The sequence below is a fragment of the Cupriavidus sp. 05N40 genome (genome assembly GCF_056397305.1).
The window spans coordinates 1-19,735 of sequence record NZ_JBFTND010000026.1 but is presented as its reverse complement, the minus strand read 5'-3'; the positions used below and the strand labels follow the sequence as shown (position 1 = coordinate 19,735).

Below are 19,735 nucleotides of genomic sequence, written 5' to 3'. Positions count from 1 at the left end.
AAACGCTGGGATATCTCCACCCATGGAGGTCGCTATTCGCATCGACCCCGCGTCGCTGGCGCGCGTTAGCACCGTGCGCGTTAGCAGGACTGGCCGGTTCCGGCGGACGCAGGAGGCAATGACGCGCATCGGCCTGGCGTTCGCCTTGGACAACATGATCGCCTTGCCACTGCAATGCGATGCGGACGATTGCCTGGCGCGCATCCAGGTCATGTCGTCATCCGCGGTCAGCTGCGCCCTTGCGATCAAGTCCGCGCTGCTGTTCCTAGGGGTGGCAGCGGAACTGGTTTCTCCGCTTGCCGGATTCCACGAGGTATCTGCCCATGACAGAACGCAGTCGTAAACGGGGCCCACGGGGGGCCCGTTCAGCGCAAAGGGTGCGCGTCAACCCACCAGCAGCCGGTGCGTGAACAGCCTGTACAGCGTCCGTACCAGCAGCACGAGGATCACGGTGCTGAGCAGGAAGAGGATAAGACCGGCCAGGGACGTGAGCACCCACGTGTCGGCGTAGAGGGCATATTTCAGGGCGGCATTGGCCAGGGCCGCCATGGGGAAGCTGATTGCCCACCACGACGCCGCGAACGGAATGGAGCGGCGGAACACCTTGAACGACAGCGCGATGAACAGGAACAAGCCGAAGTAGAACAGCAGGCCCGCGAACATGTCGACGTGCCCGGTGATGTTGACATAGGCAAGGAAACCCACTTCGAAGGGCGCGATCATGATCATCAGCGAGGGGACCATGCCGCTGGGAAGCGGCTCGTGATGGACCACGCGGGAAAAGATCATGGTGAAGAACACCAGTGCCACCATCGTGCCCACGGCAATGGCAAACATGTTGACTTCATGCGCCCACGCCATCGGCATGGTGCCGCCGGCGACGGCGATGTCCAGCGTCGCGACACCCGGAATCAGCCATGCCGGCGCGGCGTGCGCCGGATCCTCGCTGCCACGGAGCAGGCGACCGGCAATGACGAACGTGAACGCGATGGTGAGGACGGTGCCGATCGTCCAGACAATCTGTCCGAGGCCTTCGCTGTAGGTGCCGACGATCGACGACAGCAGCAGGATGGCAATGGTCACGGTGCCGAAGAAGTTGCCGGCGATCGGATGGTTGAACTCCGCCTTCACGGCTGCGGGATAGAGCCGCCACTTGGCGAGGTAGCCGGCGGTGAGCGCCAGGAAAGTGGCCATGGCCACGACGCCGACAGCGTCGGCGACGAACAGGTCGGCACCAAAGACCTTATGGGCACCGCGCCATGCCAGGGACAGGCCGGACAGGCCCATGACGGCACCGAACAGGTTGACGTGAAGATGCTTGACCGAGCTGCGCTGATGATGCGTGGGGGCTACGGTCGTGGAGGCGATATTCATGATGTCCTCTGCGTCCTTGAACATCCGGCCACCTCGTGTGATGGGGCGGCCCGGGATTGCGTTGAAAGGATTATGGAAGCGGGATTGGAAGTCCGAAAGGAGGGCGATGTGTCAGTTTCAGCCAACGTGGTGGACTTGGGAGCCACAAGACGAATCCGTCTCGCCCAGGAAGAAGACGGCCCGACCGGGGGCCGCGCGAAGGACGAAAGCCATCGAGGTCACGTGGGAGCTATCTGCCAATGGTCACCACGGCTGGGCTGACGCKGGCGGTCCAACTGACCGGAACAGCGCAGCGGGGGCGCTGCTGCGGTGAAGTTGCCGATAGGCGATCGGGCTCAGGGAAAGGCGGCGCACAAATGCGCGGCGCAGTCCGTTCTGCCCGTTGAAACCGCATTGGTAGGCGATCCTCTTGAGAGGCGTGCCACTCTGCACCAGCAGGCGCCTCGCCATGTCCACGCGGGCGAGCTCGACAAAGTCGGCTGGCGTTGTCAGCGTCTCGCGCTTGAACAGTCGCGAGAAGTTGCGCACGCTCATGCCCGCCCGTTGGGCGAGCGCCTCCACGGTCAGGTCGCGTGCCACGTCGTCGAGGATCCATTCCTGGATATCGCGCATCGCATTCTGCTCGCTGGATTGGACCGCAAGCTGGAGACTCAGTTGGGGTTGCGCCCCGGCGCGCTTAAGGTACATCACAAGCTCTTGCGCCACCTGCAATGCCAGGCCGTTGCCGAAATCTTCCTCGACCATGGCGAGCGCCAGATCCATGCCCGCCGTGACGCCGGCCGAGGTGTAGACCGGGCCGTCCTTCACATAAATATGGTCCGGCTCGATACGGATGTCCGGATAAGCCATCGCGAGGCGCGCGCAGGTTCGCCAGTGCGTGGTCGCGCGTCGGCCTGCCAGCAGGCGCGCCCGCGCCAGCAGGAAGGCGCCAGCGTAGAACGAGCCCAGGCGCCTGACCTGGGTAGCCTGCCGGGCCAGCCAATCGATCAGCGGGCCGTCCTCCTCGTACGCTGCGATATGCGGCCCGCCGGCCACCAGCAGCGTATCGATGTCGTGCCGCGCTTGCTCGAGCGAGGCGTCGGGCAGGAAGCGTACGCCGTTTGACGCGGCGATCGGTGCCGTGTCTGGTGATAGCAGTTGCAGCGTGTATGCGCCGGGATCGCCGAGTTGACGGCAAGCCTCGCTGAATACGTCCATTGGGCCCGCGAGGTCGAGCATCTGGACCCCGGGCAGTGCAAGAAGGGCAATGTGCATGGCGACGACTCCTGCCGCATTGCGCCCATCTTTTGACAGCGTTGCGGCGCTGGTTCGAGGTCGTAGAAGGATAGGGGGCAGGGGCGCGTACCGTCTGCCAGAAACAGGCGATCCCTGTCAAAATCCGCTGACGCATCAACCCTGCAGGAGACCGGCGCCATTTGCGTGGCCTGCGAGTGGCCTGCCGAGCAAGGCGGCCGCCTCGGCGAGGTCGGATGTGCGCCACCCCTCCGTAAAGCGCTCGTAGCACGCCGCCAGCCGTGCCAAGGCGGCGGACGTCTCGGACGCTGCCGGCGCGGCTGCCGTCAATCTCGCCAGACTGAGTGCGGCGCGCAACTCCCACGACCTTGCGGACATGGTTTGCGCGGCCTCGATGGCATTGATCAGGCATTCGCGTGCCTCCCGGGGGGAGGCGCCGGCATCGGCAGTCGCGTCGGTCGCGTGTCTGCCCAGCAAGTCGCCCTTCAGCCGCAGCAACTCAGGTAGCCATGCGCGTTCCTCGCCAGACATCGCGCGCTCCAGTCCTTCGTCTACCACGGCCAGGCCGTGATAAATCTCCCCGGCTGCCAGGCAGGCCTCCGCATGCAGGCAGACGATGCCGGAGATGCCGATGGGGGCGAGCGCCTGGCGCTCGCGGATCGCCTGCTCCATGGCATCGAGATCGCGCACGTTGCCGGAGTTCAACGTGCGCACCCAGCCCTGGATCAGGTGACCCTGGGTGTGCCAGAAGCGGAAGCCGTGTGCCTCGCCGATGTCGATTTCGGCAGCCGCCGCGTTGGCGGCAGACTCGGTTTCGCGTCGCATCACGCAGGTGATGCCGAGCCAGTTCAGCGCATTGGCATGCACGAACGGCAAGCCGGTAGCCAGTGCCAGCGTCAGACCTTGCCGGGCCATGGCCAGGGCCTGGTCGGGATATCCAAGCATCCAAAGCGCCCAGGCACGCCCGCCGTGGGCGACCACCGCCGCATCATGGCCCGACAGCGGCTGGCGCAGCCGGGCGCTGGCGCTGTCGTATGCATGGTCGATTTCCGCGAGACAGGTCAGGGCCGATGCCAGCTCCCCCCGGTAGAGGTGCACGAGCCCCTTCGGCCAGAGCGAGTCGGCCAGTAGTGCGGCGTCTTGCTGGTGTCGCGCCGATGCCTCCAGTTCCAGCGCGTACGACTGCGCGCGAGCAAACTGGCAGCGGGCGAGCGCGGCGACGGCCAGGCCATGTCGCACCCTGTCGAGCTGCGCGGGCATGTCCAGACGGTCGATCAGTACGCGCGCCCGCAAGTAGGCAATCTCGAAGTCGGGACTGGCAATGCCGGCGGTCGCGATCAGCGATGGGCCCATCCCGACCTGGATGCGCAATTCATGGGCGTCGCGCTCTGCACTGGCTTGCGTCTGCTCCAGCAGGGACAGTCCCCGGCGGAAGTGCCGCACCGCCTCCGGATGCGCAGGGCGCGCAGAGGCGCGCTCGGCCGCGAGCGTGTAGTAATGCGCGGCACGCGCATAGTTGCCGGTCCGCTCGAGGTGGATGGCCAGTTCGGCGGCCACCTCTTCGACCTGTTCACCGTAGCGGCTCTCGAGATAGCCTGCGATGCGTCGGTGCCAGATCTCCCGCTGGGCCGCCGAACTCCGGTGCAAGCCAATCTGTTGATACAAGGCATGCAGGAAGGCATAGTGCGAGAGGGTAACGCCGGTCGCCTCCTCATCGGTCTCGACCCGGCGCAGATAGCGCTGCACGCGCGCCAGGTTGTCGCAACGGGCGGCGACATCCAATTCGTCGGTCGCCAGCGCGTAGGCGAGGGCCCCACTGTCAAAGTCGATTCCGATCACGCTCGCGGCCTCGATCATCCGTTGCGAGTCGGCATCGAGGCGATCCATGTCGGCTTCGATCAGCTCGCGCAGGCTCTCTGGAACGTGCGCCGTCACTTCCTCGACCGGCACCGCCAGCATCCAGCGGCCAGCCACGTGCCGCACCCGTTCGCGGGCGACCAGATCATTGATCAGCGCGGCAAGGAACAGGGGATTGCCGTCCGCGCAGCAATGCAGTGCTTCAGCCAGGGTCCCGGCCAGGGCAGGATCCGCAAACCGGTGTTCGAGAAGCTGCTTCACGGCGGCGCGGTCCAGGCCACCCGGGCGGAGCACCGTGCAATTGTCGAGCCTGTCGAGTGCGTGCGCGACGTGGCGGATGGGGTGCTCCGTGGCCAGAACGTCGGCGGGCCGATATGTGCCGACAAGAAGCAGGCGGGCCGGCGCCCGCCCGCGCGCCAGCAGGGAGACCAGATCGACCGTGGAGTAATCGCTCCACTGAAGGTCTTCCAGGGCAACGACAAGCAACGTGCTACGGGCGATCACCTCCAGCACCGTGACGAGTTCCCGCAGCATGCGGGCCTGTGTCGTTCCTGCCGTGCGCTGCTGCAAGGCGGACCGCTGGGTCTCGGTCACCAGACCCCCGAGTTGCATCAGCCAGCTTGGTGCATGCTCGGCAAGCAGTTCGGGCAGCCTGTTGTGGTACCCGTCGCGGCAGATGGTGTCCAGGGCCTGCAACAAGGGCAGATATGGCTCGCCTTGCCCATAAAGTTCAATGCACTGGCCGAAGGCGACGACCGCTCCGGGCACGCGCTGGCACTCGGAAAGGAAGCTGTCGAGAAGGACGGTCTTGCCGATGCCGGGTTYGCCGGTGATGAAAACGATCTGCCTCGCGCCCCCAAGGCATCGTTCGAGGCAGGCGTGCAATGCGGCGCGCTCGCGTTCCCGGCCGACCAGCCCTGGAGCGGGCGATTCGCAAACCTCCGGCATGGGTGCACCCGCAGCGGCGGCCTGGACGGCTGTGACTGGGGCGATGAAGCGGTAACCGCGGCGGGGAACTGTCTCGATGAAGGCGGGCGTCGCCGCATTGTCACCCAGTACCTGTCGTAGTTCGCGGATATAGCCCCGCAGCAGGCTTTCACTGACGTGGCAGTGACCCCAGACATTGCGGTGCAGTTCCTCGTGAGTGACGAGGCGGTCCGGATGTTCGAGCAGGTAGGCCAGCATGGCGAACGTCTTGGGCCGGACCTGCAGGAGAGTGGTCCCCCGCCACAGTCGCTCGTCCCCGAGATCGACACGGAATGGCGCAAACGTATAACCCGTAGCCACGATGTCAGCCTCTCACGGAAATGCCACCCAGAACTCACGCATCTTCCACGCGTTCATGTTAGGCGCTCCACGGTCACGCTTCTACGCTGGAATGGAGCCGGTGGTTGATCTGTCGGCGGCGCGGTGGTGCCATGCTGCGATGCGGCAAGCGTGGGCACGCCAGAGGGCATGGAGGAAGTCATGAGTACGGCATGGACAGATTCGCGCCGCGATCGCGGCACTGGCACGGCATGGATGCGCGCGGTACGGCGCATGGCGGTGCGGCACCGCATCGATGGCGCGTGGCGATGCGGTGGCCTGCACCGGATTGCCGCGCTACTGAAGGCGGCCAGGCATGTGCATGCCCCATCCGCATGTCGTGGCAGCCGGATTCGCCATGTACGCTAGTACATTGCGGGCCGGGGGACAGTCAGGGCAAGAGACTGCTTGTGTCGCGGACCATCGAACGAGAGCGCTTAGCTCACCGGCACTGACGGTCGTTGTGCCCGGCACGTCGCGCATGGAGAGCGGCGAAGAAAAGACGCACGGTGCCATCGAGATCGCCATCCCCCTTGCCGGAACCTGCGTCGAGATCCGGTATCAGACGGCTGCCGGACGAACCGCGAGGGCAAGCGTGGGCGGACATCATGTGTCGGTGATCCCGGCGGAGCAGCCGCACGCGGTCTCGTGGAAACGGAATGCCGGCCTGATCGCCCTTTTTCTGTCGCCCGACGTCATGGCGGATGTCGCCGAGACGCGCGGCCTGCGTCACTGGATGGTGTGGGAGAGCTATACGGCGCTTGACATGTTCCTGCGCAGAATCGGCGACTCGCTGCGCGCGGACATTGCCTGCGGGCATCCAGTGCCTTTGCTGTATCTCGACGCAATGGCGCAGGTGCTGGCCGTGCATTTGCTCCAGATGTACGGTTCCGCGCGGAGGGTGCCGGCATGCGCCGATGGCTTGCCCAGGCACGTCTTGAGCCGCGTGATCGACTACATCCAGGCCAATCTGGCCGGTGATGTCAGCCTGGCAGAACTCGCCGGCGTCGCGGCTGTCAGCCCGTCGCATTTCTCGCGACAGTTCAGGCTGGCGACGGGCCTGAGTCCACATCAATACCTGACGCAATGCCGCGTTGAGCGCGTCAGAGAGTTGCTTCTTTGTGGGACGCAGGGGCTCGCCGAGATTGCGCTCGAAGTCGGGTTCGTCAGTCAGAGTCACATGACCTCGGTATTCCGCAAGGCCACCGCCATGACGCCCGCAATTTTTCGCGATGGCACGCGCGATGCCCGGTCGGCGGGAGCACGTGCACGCAAGCCTGTAGCCATGCGGGCAGCGGGTGATCCGGCACATCTGGCCATGCCTGTTTAGTTCGCCGACAAGACAGGTAGTTGCGTTTGTGCTGCTGACTCACCGGACAGCTAGGGGACGCAAACACATGTATTACTAGGATCACTTGCAGAAGCCGGGCGCCCTGGCCGCTTGTGTCACAAAATCTATGTAATTCTATAGATTTTAGCGTGCAGGTGGCGGGCTCTCGAATTATCTGTGCGTTTTAGAAGATTTTTGGCTGGCATCAGGTCGCTGGTGTAAAATCTTTTAAACTGCGGAGATTTTCATGCAAGTGAGAGTGCAAAGTGCCTCCGACATTGGTGCGCTGGTCCGTGCGGCGCGGAAATCTGGCGGCATACGCCAGGACGACGCCGCGGGCAGTATCGGCGTGAGCGAGACGTTCATGGTGCGCGTCGAGAACGGCGCGGAGGGCATCCAATGGGGCAAGTTGTTCCAGGTGCTTGAGGGGTTGGGGATTCACATGCAACTTGATCTCCCCAACGTGACGTCAGAAGCCGTGCAGGTTGAGCGCGTCAAGCTTGCGAACAGGCAGAGCCGTGCGAGTCGATTGAGGGCGGCCCGCGCAGATGAGGGCAGCCATGGCTGAGCGCAGCCTTCTCGCAAGCATCAACGGCCAGAAGGTGGGAAGACTCGATGGGAGTCAGGACATCTGGTCGTTTCAATATGACGAGGCCTGGCTCTCCAATGCGGAAGCCTTCCAACTGAGTCCCGCGCTACCATTGCAGACGCATCGTCAAATCGACGGCGGAACGAACCGGGCGATACAGTGGTTCTTCGACAACCTGTTGCCGGAGGAGGCTCAGCGCTCGCTGATGGCACGCGATGCGGGGATCAAGAATGAAGCTGATGCCTTCGCGCTATTGGCGTATTACGGTTCCGAGTCCGCAGGTTCGCTGACGCTTTTGGGGCAAGGAAAGGATCCAGCGGAACCCGAGCTTCGTGCGTTACCGGATGATGTGCTGGAAGGACGCATTCGTGCGTTGCCACGGGTTCCCCTCACTCACGATGCCCTGAAGAAGATGTCGCTGGCCGGCGCTCAGCACAAGCTTGCCATCGTCGTGCGCGACGCAGCGCTGCTTGAACCGGGCGGTAATGCACCCTCAACCCACATTCTCAAGCCGGACCATCAGGATGCTGACGACTACCCGCATTCTGTCATCAACGAATGGTTCGTGATGTCACTCGCCGCTCAGCTCGGGCTGGCGGTGCCCACGGTGAGCCGGCGGTATGTCCCTTCGCCTGTCTATCTCATTCGCCGGTTTGATCGACAGGAGAAAGAAGGGAACTGGGGGCGGCTGCATAGCATTGATGCCTGCCAGATGCTCAATCTCTCGCGTACGTTCAAGTATGATCAAGGGAGCATTGAGTCGCTGTCACGCCTGGCAAACATGTGCCGATCCCCAGCGCTCGAAAGGCCCCGGCTCTTTGACTGGCTCGTGTTCAACCTGTTAGTCGGAAATGCCGATGCCCACTTGAAGAACCTGAGTTTTCTCGTGTCGGCCAATGGTATCGCGCTAGCTCCGTTCTACGATTTGTTGAGTGAAACGGTCTATTCCACGCGCGCTTTCGACAAGCAACTCTGGCCCGATGTCAGGCTTGCTTGGCCGATTCAGGGGAGGGAGTTTTTTCGCGACATCGACCGCACCGTGATGATCGAAGCTGGCAGGGAACTCGGTTTGACGGCCCGGACGGCTGAGCGCCGGCTCGACGTCCAGCTTCGGTCAATCATGCCGGCAGCGGCGGCGCTCCATGCCCGCGCTGAAGACGAGAACGCTGAACTGTTGAAGCAGCGGCCGGATCTCGCGGCAACCTTCGGCGGCGAAATGCGGTGCCTGCGGGCAATCCAGCACAACATCATTGCCGACATGACTCGGCAACTTGCTTGATCCTCGCAATTCCGGAGGCCACTTCCCCCACCCGCTTGACGCAGAAGGAGATGCGAAACGTTGTCGCGTTCCTGCGCAGCCTATCGGGTCCCGTCATCCTCCGTGGAGCGTCCTGCCCGATAAGACCCGAGAGGGTTGCCTGGTCATTTCGACCGCGCTGCACTCGGGAAGACGGACGCAGGCCCGCCTACCCGGCATCGACTGCTATAAGGTCGACTACGCCGCCGGCGCGCTTCGAAAGAGGGCTCCATTCCACGCGCTCTGCTCAACGGGTATTCCTGCCGCGATTTGCACTAGCGTGCCGCTGTGCAAACTCGGCGCAGAGTTCAAGGAAGCCAGTCGCCGCGGGCGAGGGTGTTCGTCCCTTCAGCGTGAGCGCGGAAATGGTCCGCTGGATCTCGGGTTTGACCACGCGCCGAATGGTCACTTGACCGACCCGGACCAGCGGCAGCAGCGACAGCGGCAGGATTCCCACAGCCAGTCCGTTCGCCACGAAGCCGATAACCGTGCTGGCGTGCTCGACCTCAAACGCTGGCTTCAGCGGATGCCCCTGTTGCAGGTAGGTCGCCTCCATCAGGTGGCGCACGCTGCTGGTGCCCGTCAGCGACACCAGCCGATGCGGCTGCAGCTGCTGCCAGGTGACCGTGCGCGAGCGCGCGAGCGGGTGCTGGTCATGGCACAGGAGCACCAGGCTGTCCTGGAACAACTCGCGCTGGGTCAGGTCATGCTCGCTGCCAGTCGCGGGCGCCAGCGCAAGATCGACCACCCCTTGCCGCACCATCTCCAGCGCCACGTCGGACAGCACGTCGTGCACCTGCACGACCACGGCCGGGTGCACGGCTTCGAAGGCGACGATGACTTCCGGCAGGAACGCCGCCGCCAGCGACGGCGAGGCGGCAATGGCGAGCCGGCCGCGCTTGCCCTCGACGAAATCGCGGATGCCGGCGAACGCGCTGTCAAAATTCTCGAACAGGCCTTCCACGGCGCCGAGCAGTTCGGTGCCCACGGGGGTCAGGGCCACGTGGCGGGTGGTACGGTCGAAAAGCTGCGCGCTAACCTTTTCTTCGAGCTTGCGCACAGTCGCGCTCAGTGCCGGTTGCGACAAGTGCACCTGGCGGGCCGCCTCGCTGAAGCTCAGGGTATGCCCGACCGCCAGGAATGCTTCGAGCTGTCGCAGTGTCACGCGGGATGTCATCGATATATAGCTCCGTTGGATAAATCTATCACATAATGAAATTGGACGGATAAATGCGCGGGCCCTACTGTGGAGTCATTCCTCCCCTCAAAGGACACCGCGATGAACAACGCAGCACTCGCCCTCAGCACCATCGAAGTCATGCCGTCCGGGAAGGCGTTGGGCGCCGACATCATCGGCGTCGATCTCCGCGCCGGGCTTTCCCCTGAACAGATCGACGAGGTGCGCCAAGCCTGGGCCGACCACCTGGTGCTGCGTTTCCGTGGCAATGGCGAGCTGTCGTTGCAGCAACTGGCCGATTTCTCGCGCCTGTTCGGCGAACTGGATCGTGCGCCGGTAGCCAGCCAGAAAATGGGCAAGGACTTCGACTGGCAGCATCCCGAGATCACCGTGATTTCCAATGTCCTGGTGGATGGCAAGCCGGTGGGCGGCCTGGGCTCATACGAGGCCGTGTGGCATTCGGACATGACCTACAATCCGACCCCTCCAAAAGGGAGCGCCCTGTATGCGGTGGAGATCCCGCCCAGCGGAGGCGACACCCATTTCGCCAACATGTACATGGCCTACGATACGCTGCCGGCCGAGCTGAAGGCGCGTGCCGGCCAGCTCCAGTGCGTGCACGACGCCAGCCGCAACAGTGCCGGCGAACTGCGCCGGGGCTTTGCCGACACCACCGATCCGCGCCATACCATCGGCGCCGTGCATCCGGTGGTGCGGACCCATCCGGTCACTGGCAAGCGCTGCCTGTTCCTGGGCCGCCGCCGCAATGCCTGCCTGCCGGGCGTGCCGCTCGAGGAAAGCGAAGCCTTGCTCGATGCGCTATGGGCGCATGCGACCAGGCCGGAGTTCGTGTGGGTCCAGCAGTGGCAGCTGGGCGACGTCATCCTGTGGGACAACCGCTGCACCATGCACCGGCGCGACAGCTTCGACCCGAGCACGCGCCGCCTGATGYACCGTACTCAAATCACCGGCGAAGCCGTGGTATGAGGGGAGCAGCCATGAACGCTATCCCCGGCGCCCCGGAGCGTACCGCGCAGGGCCTCGACGACGCACCGGTTTCTTCGGCCACGATCGACGAGGTCATCGTGCGCCATCTCGAGTTTCCGTTGAAGACGCCTTACCGTCTGTCCTCCGGCGACCTGACGCTGTTCGACCCCATCGTCATCGAGATCCGCGACAGCGAAGGGCGCAGCGGCTGGGGCGAGGCGCTGATCATCCCGGGCTACACCCATGAATCGATGGAAGTCGCCTGGCAGGTCGCCAGCACGCTGGCCGAGCGGATAGTGGGGCTGGGCTTCACTTCCGCCGCAGCTCTTTCCATGGCCTGGCTGCTCCCCAACCCCGGCGTGGTCAGCGCCATCCTGGCAGCCCTCGACATGCTCGGCGGCGAGCCCATGCTGCGGCCCGCGCACGATGTCACCGTGCCGCTGCTGGCGCCGTGCCAGGCGCACGATGCCGCGCAGATCCGGGAAGAGGTCGACAGCCTGGTCGAACAAGGGTTTCGCACGCTGAAGGTCAAGGTGGGATATGCCTGGCAAGACGACCTCGATCGCCTGCAGATCATCCAGGACGCCGTGGGCGACCGCGCCACGCTTCGCCTTGATGCCAATCGCGGCTTCAGCCGCGCGCATGGCATCGCCTTTGCGCAACGGCTGCATCCCGGTGGCATCGAGTTGCTGGAGCAGCCATGTGGCGCGGAGGATTGGGATGACAACGCCGCGGTGGCTGCGGTATCGACGGTGCCGTTGATGCTCGACGAGTCGATCTACGGGCCTGAGCACATCGAGCGCGCGGCCACCATCGCCAACGTCGGCTTCGTCAAACTCAAGCTCAAGAAAGTGGGTAGCGCCGGGATGCTGCGCGATGCGCTGAACCGCATCCGCGAGCTTGGCATGACACCGGTGATGGGCGATGGCGTGTCGATCGAGATCGGCTGCTGGATGGAGGCCTGTGTCGCGGCGCGCACCATCGACAACGCCGGAGAAATGAACGGCTTCCTCAAGGTGCGCGAGCGTCTGTTCGCTAATCCGCTGGTGTTCCAGCACGGCGCCATCCGCATTCCCGCGGGCTACTGGCCGGAGGTGGATCGCCACGTGCTGGCCGTCCATACGCGGGACAGCAAGCCGTTTCGGGCTGCGCGCCGCTACCGTTAGTGCAACGCAACTGGCGTAGTGCCGCACAGACGGCACGCGCCAAGCGTCAGGAGACAACCATGATTCTGAGCCAATGCCGTCGCGCGGCAGCATGCGGCCTGAGCGCCCTGATACTCGCGGCGGGCGCAGCGCCGGCCATCGCCGGCACCTTCCCCGAGCGCCCCGTCAAGCTGGTGGTGGCCGGCCCGCCATCCGGCGGCACGGATTTCCTGGCGCGTCTGCTGGCCGAACGCCTGACGGCGCTCTGGAAGCAGCCGGTGGTGGTGGAGAACCGCGCCGGCGCCTCCGGTCTGATCGGCACCCGCTACGTCCAGTCCGCGGCGCCCGACGGCTACACGCTGATCCTCGGCCACGCAGCCACGCACGCCATCGTGCCGGCCATGCATCACCCCAGCCCCTACGATCCCGTCAAGGACTTCACGCCGATCAGCCTGGTGGCGACCGCGCCCGAAGTGTTGGTGGTGTCGGCCAGCTCGCCGATCCGGTCGCTGAAGGAACTGCTGGCCGCTGCCAAAGCCAGGCCGGGTTCCATCACCYATGGCTCGCCCGGCATCGGGCTGCCGCAGCACCTGCTGGGGCACCGCATGGCGCAGCTGGCCGGCGTGGACATGCGCCATGTGCCATATCGCGGCAGCAACCCTGCACTGACCGACCTGATCGGCGGCCAGATCAGCGCCATGGTGGTGACCAGCGGGGCCGTGGTGCCGTTCATCAAGGAAGGGCGGGTCCGGGCCCTGGCGGTGAATTCCCCGCAGCGCTCGCCGCTGCTGCCCGATGTCCCTACCTTTGGCGAACAGGGCATGCCCGAGCTGCAACAGATTGGATGGTTCGGGGTATTTGCTCCGGCGAAGCTCCCGGCAGAGCTTGTGGGCGTGCTCAATGCGGGCATTGTGCAAGTTCTTGCCGCGCCGGACGTGCGCACGAAGATCAAGGCACTATATGTAGATCCCGAAGGCGATACGCCGGAGCAGTTCGCCGCCTTCCACCGCGAAGAGGTGCGCAAATGGGCGCAGATTGTCCAGCAGTGCGGTGTACGGGCGGAATAGCGTCGGGCGCACAGCCCGGGTAACGGGATGGAGACAACCATGAAGCATGCAATATCGTGGGTGGCGGCATTGGTTACGTCGTTCGCCACTGTGCCGCTGCTGGCGCAACCGGTGCCGGCGCAGGCCGATGCCGGCTACCCGAGCAAGCCCATCCAGCTGGTGGTGGCTTATCCGCCGGGCGGCGGCACGGACATCCTGGCCCGCGTGGTCGGGGCCGAACTGCAGAAGGCACTGGGACAGCCGGTCGTGGTGGTCAATCGCGGCGGCGCGTCCGGCGCGATCGGCACCGAGTTTGCCGCGCGCGCCGCGCCCGACGGCTATACCCTGCTGCTGGCCACGGCCAACGTCACGATCTCGCCGGCGGTCGATGCCAGGACGCGCTTCAACCCGACTCGCGATTTCGTGCCGGTGACGCTGCTGTCGGATTCACCGTTCGTGCTGGTATCGAATGCCAGCTTTGCACCGAAGACGATCGCCGAGTTGCTGGCCTATTCGAAGGCGCATCCCGGGGCGGTCAACTACGCGTCGACGGGAGTGGGCTCGCCGCAGCAACTGGCGACTGAACTGCTCAAGAAGAAAGCGGGGCTCGACTGGACACACGTGCCGTACCAGGGTGGCGGGCCGGCCATGGCCGACCTGATGGCAGGCCAGGTGCAGGTCATGTTCAGCAACGTGCTGCCGGTGCTGCCCTACATCAGAAGCGGCAAGGTGAGGGCGCTTGCCGTGACTACGCAGGAGCCGCTACCGGCGCTGTCAAAGGTCCCGACCATGATCCAGGAAGGGCAGCAGGACTTCGTGGTCAGCTTCTGGTCCGGCGTGATGGCGCCAGCCGGCACGCCTGGCGCCATCGTTGCCAAGCTGAACGATGCCTTGCTCAAGATCATGCAGCTTCCCGCGGTGCGCGAGCGGCTCGCGCGCGAGGGCAGCATCGTGACACCGATGACCAGCGCGAAGTTCGCCGAGTTCATCGCGGAGGATGCCGCACGTTGGCGGCAAGTCGCCCAGGTCACCGGCGTGCGCGCGGAGCGCTGAGTCGCTTCGCTGTGTCGTTTATCCGGAGCGGCGGCGCGGGCGTACGTCCTGACAGCCGGGACAGCTAGGCCCTGATCACCGCGACGCTGAACGCGCCGTGGTCCAGCGCATCCGCAATGGCATCGCAGGCGTGCTGGAAAAAACCGTAATAGGTGCCGCGCCCGTTTACCACGATCCGGAACAGGATGAATGTCCGGCGGGGTTCGGGATCGGCTTCCGATCTATTCCGGGGTATGGAAGGGGTGCCCTTCGCAAGGTCATGACCGGCATTGAAAGTCGCAATCCAATGCATTGTGCCTCCTCGAACGGGAACCCCTGCTTACTCTGCCAAGACACCGTGATATCCGTACCGCGCGCACGTGTCTTGACGCCGTGAAGTCTGATGTATCGGTTGTAGCCTTCCCCCTTCACCCCCGTCGCTGCGTGAATCGCGATGAATCAGTCCCCTGAGAAAATCATACTCTCAGGCACGTACCGAACCATTATCCAGATGGATTAGTGCGCCGCAGCGCCGATCTCACGTCTTCTCGTATTGCAAGGGCAGCCGCCAGCCTGAAGAATGAGCTAATGGATGAGGGGAGCTGAAATCCTGGACTCTGCCGCGCATTCTTCTCCGAATTCGTCACCGATCTTGTAGCAAGGCGTTCCGTAATATCGAAACCTGTCTATCGGCGTCCAGGTAATTCAAGAACTCGTGCGTCTCCGAACTCAGGCGGGACCTTGAACACATTTGAGCGGGTCGCGTCCAGTCCGCGACATGGTCCATCGCGAACCTTGAACTGGTGCACCGTGGACTTTCGCTGGCTGGTACCGGTGAGTGGCGACGGCATGGATGTATTGCGGCTGGTACATAGCCCGCATCGCAGCATTCTCATCAGCCGACGGAGCACATCTCGGAGCGGCACTCATGGCGGTGAGATCACGCATACACTGAAGAACTACGTCGGGAGATTCTCCATGAACGCACTCGTCCAGGCCTTGGCAAGCAGCAGTGACAAGTTGCGGTCGGAACTCGAGACGATCTACAAGGATCTCCATCAGCATCCGGAACTTTCCATGCAAGAGGTCCGCACCGCCAAGGTCGCGGCGGACTATATCGAAGCACTCGGTTACCAGGTGGCGCGCGGGGTGGGCATGACCGGTGTCGTCGGCGTGTTGCGCAACGGGCCGGGCGCGACGGTGATGCTCCGCGCGGACATGGATGCGTTGCCCATGGCCGAAAATACCGGCTTGCCTTATGCGAGTACAGTCAAGGCCACAGATGACGAGGGCGTGGTGGTCGACGTGGCCCACTCCTGCGGGCATGACATGCACGTGACGTGGCTGCTAGGCGCTTCCCGCATCCTTGCAGAGCACCGGGACGCCTGGAAGGGTACGGTCATGGTGGTATTTCAGCCGGGGGAAGAGGTGGCGGCCGGCGCCAGCAGCATGGTCAAGGACTGGCAGGAGGCAAGCTTGCCCAGGCCGGACATCATTTTGGGTCAGCATGTCATGGTGGGCGCGAGCGGCACGGTGAGTTACCGCCCCGGGATTATCCTGTCGGCGGGCGATAGCCTGAAGATCAGGCTATTCGGTCGCGGCTCCCACGGTTCTCAGCCTCAGACTGCCATCGACCCGGTCATCATGGCCGCCTCCACAACGCTGCGCCTGCAGACCATCGTCTCGCGTGAGATCTCGCCCATGGAAAATGCGGTGCTGACCATTGGGGCGCTGCAAGCGGGGACCAAGGAAAACATCATTCCAGACGAAGCCACGATAAAGCTCAATATGCGCACGTTCGATGAAGACGTGCGCGAGTACATGCTGGCGTCTATCAGGCGGATTTGCTGTGCCGAGTGCGATGCGTCGAATGCCGAGCGGGCCCCCGAGTTCACCACGCTCAGTTCGTATCCGCTTACCGAAAACGATGTTGCCGCCACGGGTAGCGTCGCTGACCTTTTCAAGGCTCAGTTTGGCGACAATGCCTACGAAGCATCACCGGCATCGGCCAGTGAAGACTTCAGCGTCTTTGGTCGCACCTGGAACGTGCCATACGTGTTCTGGTTTGTCGGCGGGACCGACCCGGACGTTTATGCGCAAGCCAAGGCGGCCAAGCAGATCAACAAGATACCGAGCAATCATTCCCCCAAGTTTGCACCGGTCATTCATCCTACGCTGGAGACGGGCATGCAGGCGTTGCTTACGGCGGCCTCTGCCTGGCTTTGCGCATCTCAAGGGGCATGATGGAACACGGTCTTTTTGTCTCGGTTGACCTGTTCGGCACCTTCGCATTCGCAGTCAGCGGCGCACTCGCAGCCGAGCAAAGGCGTCTCGACCTGTTTGGCATTGTAGCCATCAGCTATCTGACAGCTTGTGGCGGTGGCGTCGTTCGAGACCTGTGCCTTGGTTCTTTGCCACCGGCCGGCATCTCGGATTGGCGTTACCTTGCCACCTCGGGATTAGCCTCGATCATGGCGATCTGGGCGCGTCCCATCATTGACCACCTTAAGCATCCAATCGTCTTCTTTGACTCGCTGGGCCTGGGTTTCTTCGCGGTCATTGGTGCACACAAGGCGCTGCAGTTTGGCCACAACATCGAAGTTGCCATCATTCTCGGCATGGTGACTGCTGTCGGCGGTGGATTAGCACGGGATGTGGTCCTCAATCGCGTGCCGATCATCCTGCATAAGGAGATCTATGCGCTCGCGGCCCTGATCGGCGCATCCATCCAGGTTCTGGGACAAGTCATGGAGTGGAGGGTGGCAGTCACCCCTTGGTTCGCTGCGTCGATATGCTTTGCGATCCGCCTTCTCGCATTGCGCTATTCTTGGAGTCTGCCTGTGGTCCGCCGAGGCAACGTAGCGCAATAGGTGCATGACGGTGCATCGTCCGCTGCGCGTCCGGTCGATGCACGCGCGCCCGCCCCGGTGAGTGTCCCGCCCTGGAGGCGTTCGCTTTACAAAACGCGTCAATGCTGGTGCGCAGACGAGGCTTTCAGATCTGGCACCGTGACGGCGACGACTTCGGCAGCCAGGATCTTGTGGGTCGGGTCGGCCAGTTCGAGGCGAAGCTTGTGCGGCCCCGGCGAGAGCCCGACGACGATGATCGGGTCCTCGCTCGTATGCGCCCACGTGCCATGAGCGTCGTCTACCGTCACGTGCAGATGCCCGACGCGGGGCGAGATGTCGACGGCGGGCTTGCCGAATACCGGCATGACACGGAAGTTCTCGGTCCGGAACTGGACGATGACCACGCCGCGTGCGAGCGGTTCGGCAAGTGGCGCGTACGGTATCAGCTTGGGTGCGGGTTCGTTGCTAAGCGGAAGAATGGCTGGTGGGCGAATGGCTTCCTGTGCCGTTTGCGCCGATGCACTGATGCAGCATGCTGTCGCGATGATGGCGGCCGAAAGGTATGTCCAGGTGGGGCGCATGACGTTGTCCTTTTTCGCAGATGGGTTGCCTTGGCGCGGGAGCCGGTCAGGGGCATTCCGCGCGACAGGGGCATTCCGCGCGAGATCAAGGCTGCCTGGCCTTGCCGCCCGGCCAACGTCGATCCATTCACCCCTTCCTCAAGGGACGCAAGCAACTACGCATGATGGCTGACAGGCAGGACCGGGACGAGGAGAATCTGGCAAGAGCACTGAACCTTCGCGTTCAGATTGTTAGATCAGACCCTCGCCAGCGAATTCCATATGGGCCAGCGGGCCAGATGGCCCGCATTACGGTAACCAAGAACGGTAACCAAGAAGTTCTTATGTGGACAGGAGGAAACCTCAGCGTGTCCAGCCGGCTCGACGGCCAAGCCTTCAAGGCGAGGAAGTCGGCCAGAAGCGGCGTGGCGCACGGCGGCAAGCCACGATCTCCAACCATGGGGGGTCAGGCTGGCCGGATCTGGGCAATCACCACCAGAATCACCGCCGCATTGCCGGGCTGCTGGAAGTGGGAGTAGGCGGCCCGCGCATGGCCGGCCTTTTCGCCGAGCACGTCGGCGAAAAAATCGGACGCGCCATCCAGCACCGCCGGCTGCTGCAGCCATCCCTCGGCGCTGGTCACGTGACCTTCGAGGCGGACGATATGGTCCAGCCGCTCGAAGCCGCCCAGATGCGCGTGGATCTGGGCCAGCACATTGAGCGCGGCAAGCTTCGCGGCGCGCTGGCCTTCCTCGAGGGTCAGGTCCTTGCCGACTTGGCCCTGCCAGACCACCTTGCCATCAGCCAGCGGCAACTGCCCGGAAATGAAGAGTAGGTCTCCTGCCTGGCTGACAGCCGTGTAGCTGCCCAGTGGCTGGGGCGGATTGGGCAGTGTCAGCCCATGTGCTGCGAGGCGTTCCTGAACGGACATGATGGCTCCTGATGGGGTTCGGTTGCTTATGGCATGACTTTAGGCGGTGGGCCTCACCTGATAAAGGCATCGGTCGGAACAGGATTTGCTACATGGGGGAACAAGTGGACAGCGCGTAATCCGGCCAGAATGGCGCCATTCACGCTATTGGGAAATGAAAAGGATCCTGTGCGGACTCGTGTCGGATGCATCACGATACCAAGCCCGCGACGAGATGCGCGGAGATGCGCGTCACCCTGGTGGCCAACGGTTGTCTCGACGGAGCCGGCGGTCAGTTTTTGAAACGGTGTGGAAAGCGCCACCTCGCCCCTCCGTTTTGTATTCCTCTGTATCAGACCGCGGCCGGGATACACACGCTCAAGAATCTGCCTGCGTATCGCTACACCGCTGATACATCGATCTTCTTAAATGCTCCCTGTATGCCCTCCGGCTCGGCAATTGTCCGATTCGGTTATTTCAAATCACTGACAAGGAGTCAAAGATGAGCAAGATCGAAAAAGCTGTCTACACCGGCACGAGCGAGATCGAGAAAGTTCTCTACACCGGCAAGACCCATACCGCCGGTGGACGCGATGGCGCGGCCCGCAGCGATGACGGTCGTCTGGATATCAAGCTCACGCGCCCGGGCAGCGCAGGTAGCGGAACCAATCCCGAGCAACTGTTCGCAGCGGGCTGGTCTGCCTGCTTCATCGGTGCGCTCGGCAAGGCTGCCCAGGCCGGGGGAGTCACGCTACCGGCCGATGTGGCTGTTGACGCCGAGGTCGATCTTGGCATGACCGGGGAAGCCTACTTCCTGCAGGCTCGCCTGACTGTCAGCCTGCCTGGCTTCGACCGCGAGACCGCGCTTTCGCTGGCGCAGGATGCGCATCAGCGTTGCCCGTACTCGAAGGCCACACACGGCAATATCAATGTCGTGATCGACGTGGTCTGACGGCGCAAGGCCTGCCCGCGTGGCAGGCAGGCCTGCGATCCACCCGATGATCTGATCCAGCGAGCGTGCGGACATCGACACGCTGCGAGGGG

18 protein-coding genes are annotated in these 19,735 nt (G+C 63.7%); 11 read left to right on the top strand and 7 right to left on the bottom strand.

Features of this window, described 5'->3' with window-relative positions; genetic code table 11:
- Positions 1-22: 22 nt before the first annotated feature.
- Positions 23-343: a hypothetical protein gene (locus AC1DO7_RS08585; protein ID WP_441622158.1), complete on the top strand. Its 321-nt coding sequence runs from the start codon at positions 23-25 to the stop codon at positions 341-343.
- Between the two features lie 41 nt (positions 344-384).
- Here the strand turns inward: AC1DO7_RS08585 and AC1DO7_RS08580 are convergent, their stop codons facing one another.
- The 3 genes from AC1DO7_RS08580 to AC1DO7_RS08570 all read right to left on the bottom strand — a co-directional run bounded on the left by AC1DO7_RS08580 (position 385) and on the right by AC1DO7_RS08570 (position 5,751).
- On the bottom strand, positions 385-1,374 hold the full coding sequence (locus AC1DO7_RS08580; protein ID WP_441622190.1) for an SLAC1 anion channel family protein: 990 nt from the start codon (positions 1,372-1,374) through the stop codon (positions 385-387).
- Positions 1,375-1,617: 243 nt separating this feature from the next.
- Complete coding sequence (locus AC1DO7_RS08575; RefSeq protein WP_441622156.1) at positions 1,618-2,628, bottom strand: GlxA family transcriptional regulator; 1,011 nt, start codon at positions 2,626-2,628, stop codon at positions 1,618-1,620.
- 135 nt (positions 2,629-2,763) lie between these two features.
- Positions 2,764-5,751 carry an AAA family ATPase gene (locus tag AC1DO7_RS08570; RefSeq protein WP_477115997.1) on the bottom strand — a complete coding sequence of 996 codons (2,988 nt, stop codon included), beginning with the start codon at positions 5,749-5,751 and terminating at the stop codon, positions 2,764-2,766.
- Positions 5,752-6,250: 499 nt separating this feature from the next.
- On the opposite strand from AC1DO7_RS08570, the gene AC1DO7_RS08565 reads away from it, so the two are divergent.
- From AC1DO7_RS08565 to AC1DO7_RS08555, 3 genes are all read left to right on the top strand, one after another.
- Positions 6,251-7,099, top strand: coding sequence for a helix-turn-helix domain-containing protein (locus AC1DO7_RS08565; RefSeq protein ID WP_441643549.1), 849 nt, complete (start codon positions 6,251-6,253; stop codon positions 7,097-7,099).
- Positions 7,100-7,346: 247 nt separating this feature from the next.
- On the top strand, positions 7,347-7,667 hold the full coding sequence (locus AC1DO7_RS08560) for a helix-turn-helix domain-containing protein (protein WP_441622148.1): 321 nt from the start codon (positions 7,347-7,349) through the stop codon (positions 7,665-7,667).
- The gene (locus AC1DO7_RS08555; RefSeq protein WP_441622146.1) at positions 7,660-8,967 is read left to right on the top strand and encodes a HipA domain-containing protein; all 1,308 of its coding nucleotides are present in this window, start codon (positions 7,660-7,662) and stop codon (positions 8,965-8,967) included. Before AC1DO7_RS08560 ends, AC1DO7_RS08555 begins: the two co-directional genes overlap by 8 nt.
- A gap of 265 nt (positions 8,968-9,232) precedes the next feature.
- Here AC1DO7_RS08555 and AC1DO7_RS08550 read toward each other — a convergent pair whose 3' ends face one another.
- Positions 9,233-10,150 (bottom strand): LysR family transcriptional regulator, encoded by a 918-nt coding sequence (locus AC1DO7_RS08550; protein ID WP_441622144.1) that lies wholly within the window; start codon positions 10,148-10,150, stop codon positions 9,233-9,235.
- A gap of 114 nt (positions 10,151-10,264) precedes the next feature.
- Here AC1DO7_RS08550 and AC1DO7_RS08545 point away from each other — a divergent pair, with 114 nt between their 5' ends.
- Genes AC1DO7_RS08545 through AC1DO7_RS08530 form a run of 4 tightly spaced genes read left to right on the top strand, consistent with a single transcriptional unit; the run spans position 10,265 to position 14,393 of the window.
- Positions 10,265-11,149 carry a TauD/TfdA dioxygenase family protein gene (locus tag AC1DO7_RS08545; RefSeq protein WP_477115996.1) on the top strand — a complete coding sequence of 295 codons (885 nt, stop codon included), beginning with the start codon at positions 10,265-10,267 and terminating at the stop codon, positions 11,147-11,149.
- Between the two features lie 11 nt (positions 11,150-11,160).
- The gene (locus AC1DO7_RS08540) at positions 11,161-12,315 is read left to right on the top strand and encodes a mandelate racemase/muconate lactonizing enzyme family protein (protein ID WP_441622140.1); all 1,155 of its coding nucleotides are present in this window, start codon (positions 11,161-11,163) and stop codon (positions 12,313-12,315) included.
- A 59-nt stretch (positions 12,316-12,374) separates the two neighbouring features.
- Entirely contained in the window at positions 12,375-13,361 is a 987-nt protein-coding gene (locus tag AC1DO7_RS08535; RefSeq protein ID WP_477115995.1) for a Bug family tripartite tricarboxylate transporter substrate binding protein, read from the top strand.
- Between the two features lie 39 nt (positions 13,362-13,400).
- A complete protein-coding gene (locus tag AC1DO7_RS08530) occupies positions 13,401-14,393 on the top strand; it encodes a Bug family tripartite tricarboxylate transporter substrate binding protein (RefSeq protein ID WP_441622137.1) in 993 nt (330 codons plus the stop codon).
- Positions 14,394-14,457: 64 nt separating this feature from the next.
- On the opposite strand, the gene AC1DO7_RS08525 is transcribed toward AC1DO7_RS08530, so the two are convergent.
- Positions 14,458-14,685, bottom strand: a complete 228-nt coding sequence (locus AC1DO7_RS08525; protein ID WP_441622136.1) for a hypothetical protein — start codon at positions 14,683-14,685, stop codon at positions 14,458-14,460.
- Positions 14,686-15,350: 665 nt separating this feature from the next.
- Between AC1DO7_RS08525 and AC1DO7_RS08520 the strand changes: the two genes are divergently transcribed.
- Together AC1DO7_RS08520 and AC1DO7_RS08515 are read left to right on the top strand one after the other, a co-directional pair.
- Positions 15,351-16,616: an amidohydrolase gene (locus tag AC1DO7_RS08520; RefSeq protein WP_441622135.1), complete on the top strand. Its 1,266-nt coding sequence runs from the start codon at positions 15,351-15,353 to the stop codon at positions 16,614-16,616.
- The gene (locus AC1DO7_RS08515; protein WP_441643548.1) at positions 16,613-17,242 is read left to right on the top strand and encodes a trimeric intracellular cation channel family protein; all 630 of its coding nucleotides are present in this window, start codon (positions 16,613-16,615) and stop codon (positions 17,240-17,242) included. The genes AC1DO7_RS08520 and AC1DO7_RS08515 overlap by 4 nt, the downstream gene beginning before the upstream one ends.
- Positions 17,243-17,340: 98 nt before the next feature.
- Here the strand turns inward: AC1DO7_RS08515 and AC1DO7_RS08510 are convergent, their stop codons facing one another.
- Positions 17,341-17,802 (bottom strand): DUF6130 family protein, encoded by a 462-nt coding sequence (locus AC1DO7_RS08510; protein ID WP_441622131.1) that lies wholly within the window; start codon positions 17,800-17,802, stop codon positions 17,341-17,343.
- Positions 17,803-18,247: 445 nt separating this feature from the next.
- Positions 18,248-18,712 carry a RidA family protein gene (locus tag AC1DO7_RS08505; RefSeq protein ID WP_441622129.1) on the bottom strand — a complete coding sequence of 155 codons (465 nt, stop codon included), beginning with the start codon at positions 18,710-18,712 and terminating at the stop codon, positions 18,248-18,250.
- A gap of 481 nt (positions 18,713-19,193) precedes the next feature.
- Between AC1DO7_RS08505 and AC1DO7_RS08500 the strand changes: the two genes are divergently transcribed.
- Positions 19,194-19,643, top strand: a complete 450-nt coding sequence (locus AC1DO7_RS08500; RefSeq protein ID WP_441622127.1) for an organic hydroperoxide resistance protein — start codon at positions 19,194-19,196, stop codon at positions 19,641-19,643.
- Positions 19,644-19,735: the final 92 nt, after the last annotated feature.

Excerpts from the sequence above, each read along its gene's own strand:
- AC1DO7_RS08585 (WP_441622158.1), top strand. The coding sequence starts at position 23 with ATGGAGGTCGCTATTCGCATCGACCCCGCGTCGCTGGCGCGCGTTAGC.
- AC1DO7_RS08580 (WP_441622190.1), bottom strand. The coding sequence starts at position 1,374 with ATGAATATCGCCTCCACGACCGTAGCCCCCACGCATCATCAGCGCAGC.
- AC1DO7_RS08565 (WP_441643549.1), top strand. The coding sequence starts at position 6,251 with ATGGAGAGCGGCGAAGAAAAGACGCACGGTGCCATCGAGATCGCCATC.
- AC1DO7_RS08560 (WP_441622148.1), top strand. The coding sequence starts at position 7,347 with ATGCAAGTGAGAGTGCAAAGTGCCTCCGACATTGGTGCGCTGGTCCGT.
- AC1DO7_RS08555 (WP_441622146.1), top strand. The coding sequence starts at position 7,660 with ATGGCTGAGCGCAGCCTTCTCGCAAGCATCAACGGCCAGAAGGTGGGA.
- AC1DO7_RS08540 (WP_441622140.1), top strand. The coding sequence starts at position 11,161 with ATGAACGCTATCCCCGGCGCCCCGGAGCGTACCGCGCAGGGCCTCGAC.
- AC1DO7_RS08530 (WP_441622137.1), top strand. The coding sequence starts at position 13,401 with ATGAAGCATGCAATATCGTGGGTGGCGGCATTGGTTACGTCGTTCGCC.
- AC1DO7_RS08525 (WP_441622136.1), bottom strand. The coding sequence starts at position 14,685 with ATGCATTGGATTGCGACTTTCAATGCCGGTCATGACCTTGCGAAGGGC.
- AC1DO7_RS08520 (WP_441622135.1), top strand. The coding sequence starts at position 15,351 with ATGAACGCACTCGTCCAGGCCTTGGCAAGCAGCAGTGACAAGTTGCGG.
- AC1DO7_RS08515 (WP_441643548.1), top strand. The coding sequence starts at position 16,613 with ATGATGGAACACGGTCTTTTTGTCTCGGTTGACCTGTTCGGCACCTTC.
- AC1DO7_RS08510 (WP_441622131.1), bottom strand. The coding sequence starts at position 17,802 with ATGCGCCCCACCTGGACATACCTTTCGGCCGCCATCATCGCGACAGCA.
- AC1DO7_RS08505 (WP_441622129.1), bottom strand. The coding sequence starts at position 18,712 with ATGTCCGTTCAGGAACGCCTCGCAGCACATGGGCTGACACTGCCCAAT.
- AC1DO7_RS08500 (WP_441622127.1), top strand. The coding sequence starts at position 19,194 with ATGAGCAAGATCGAAAAAGCTGTCTACACCGGCACGAGCGAGATCGAG.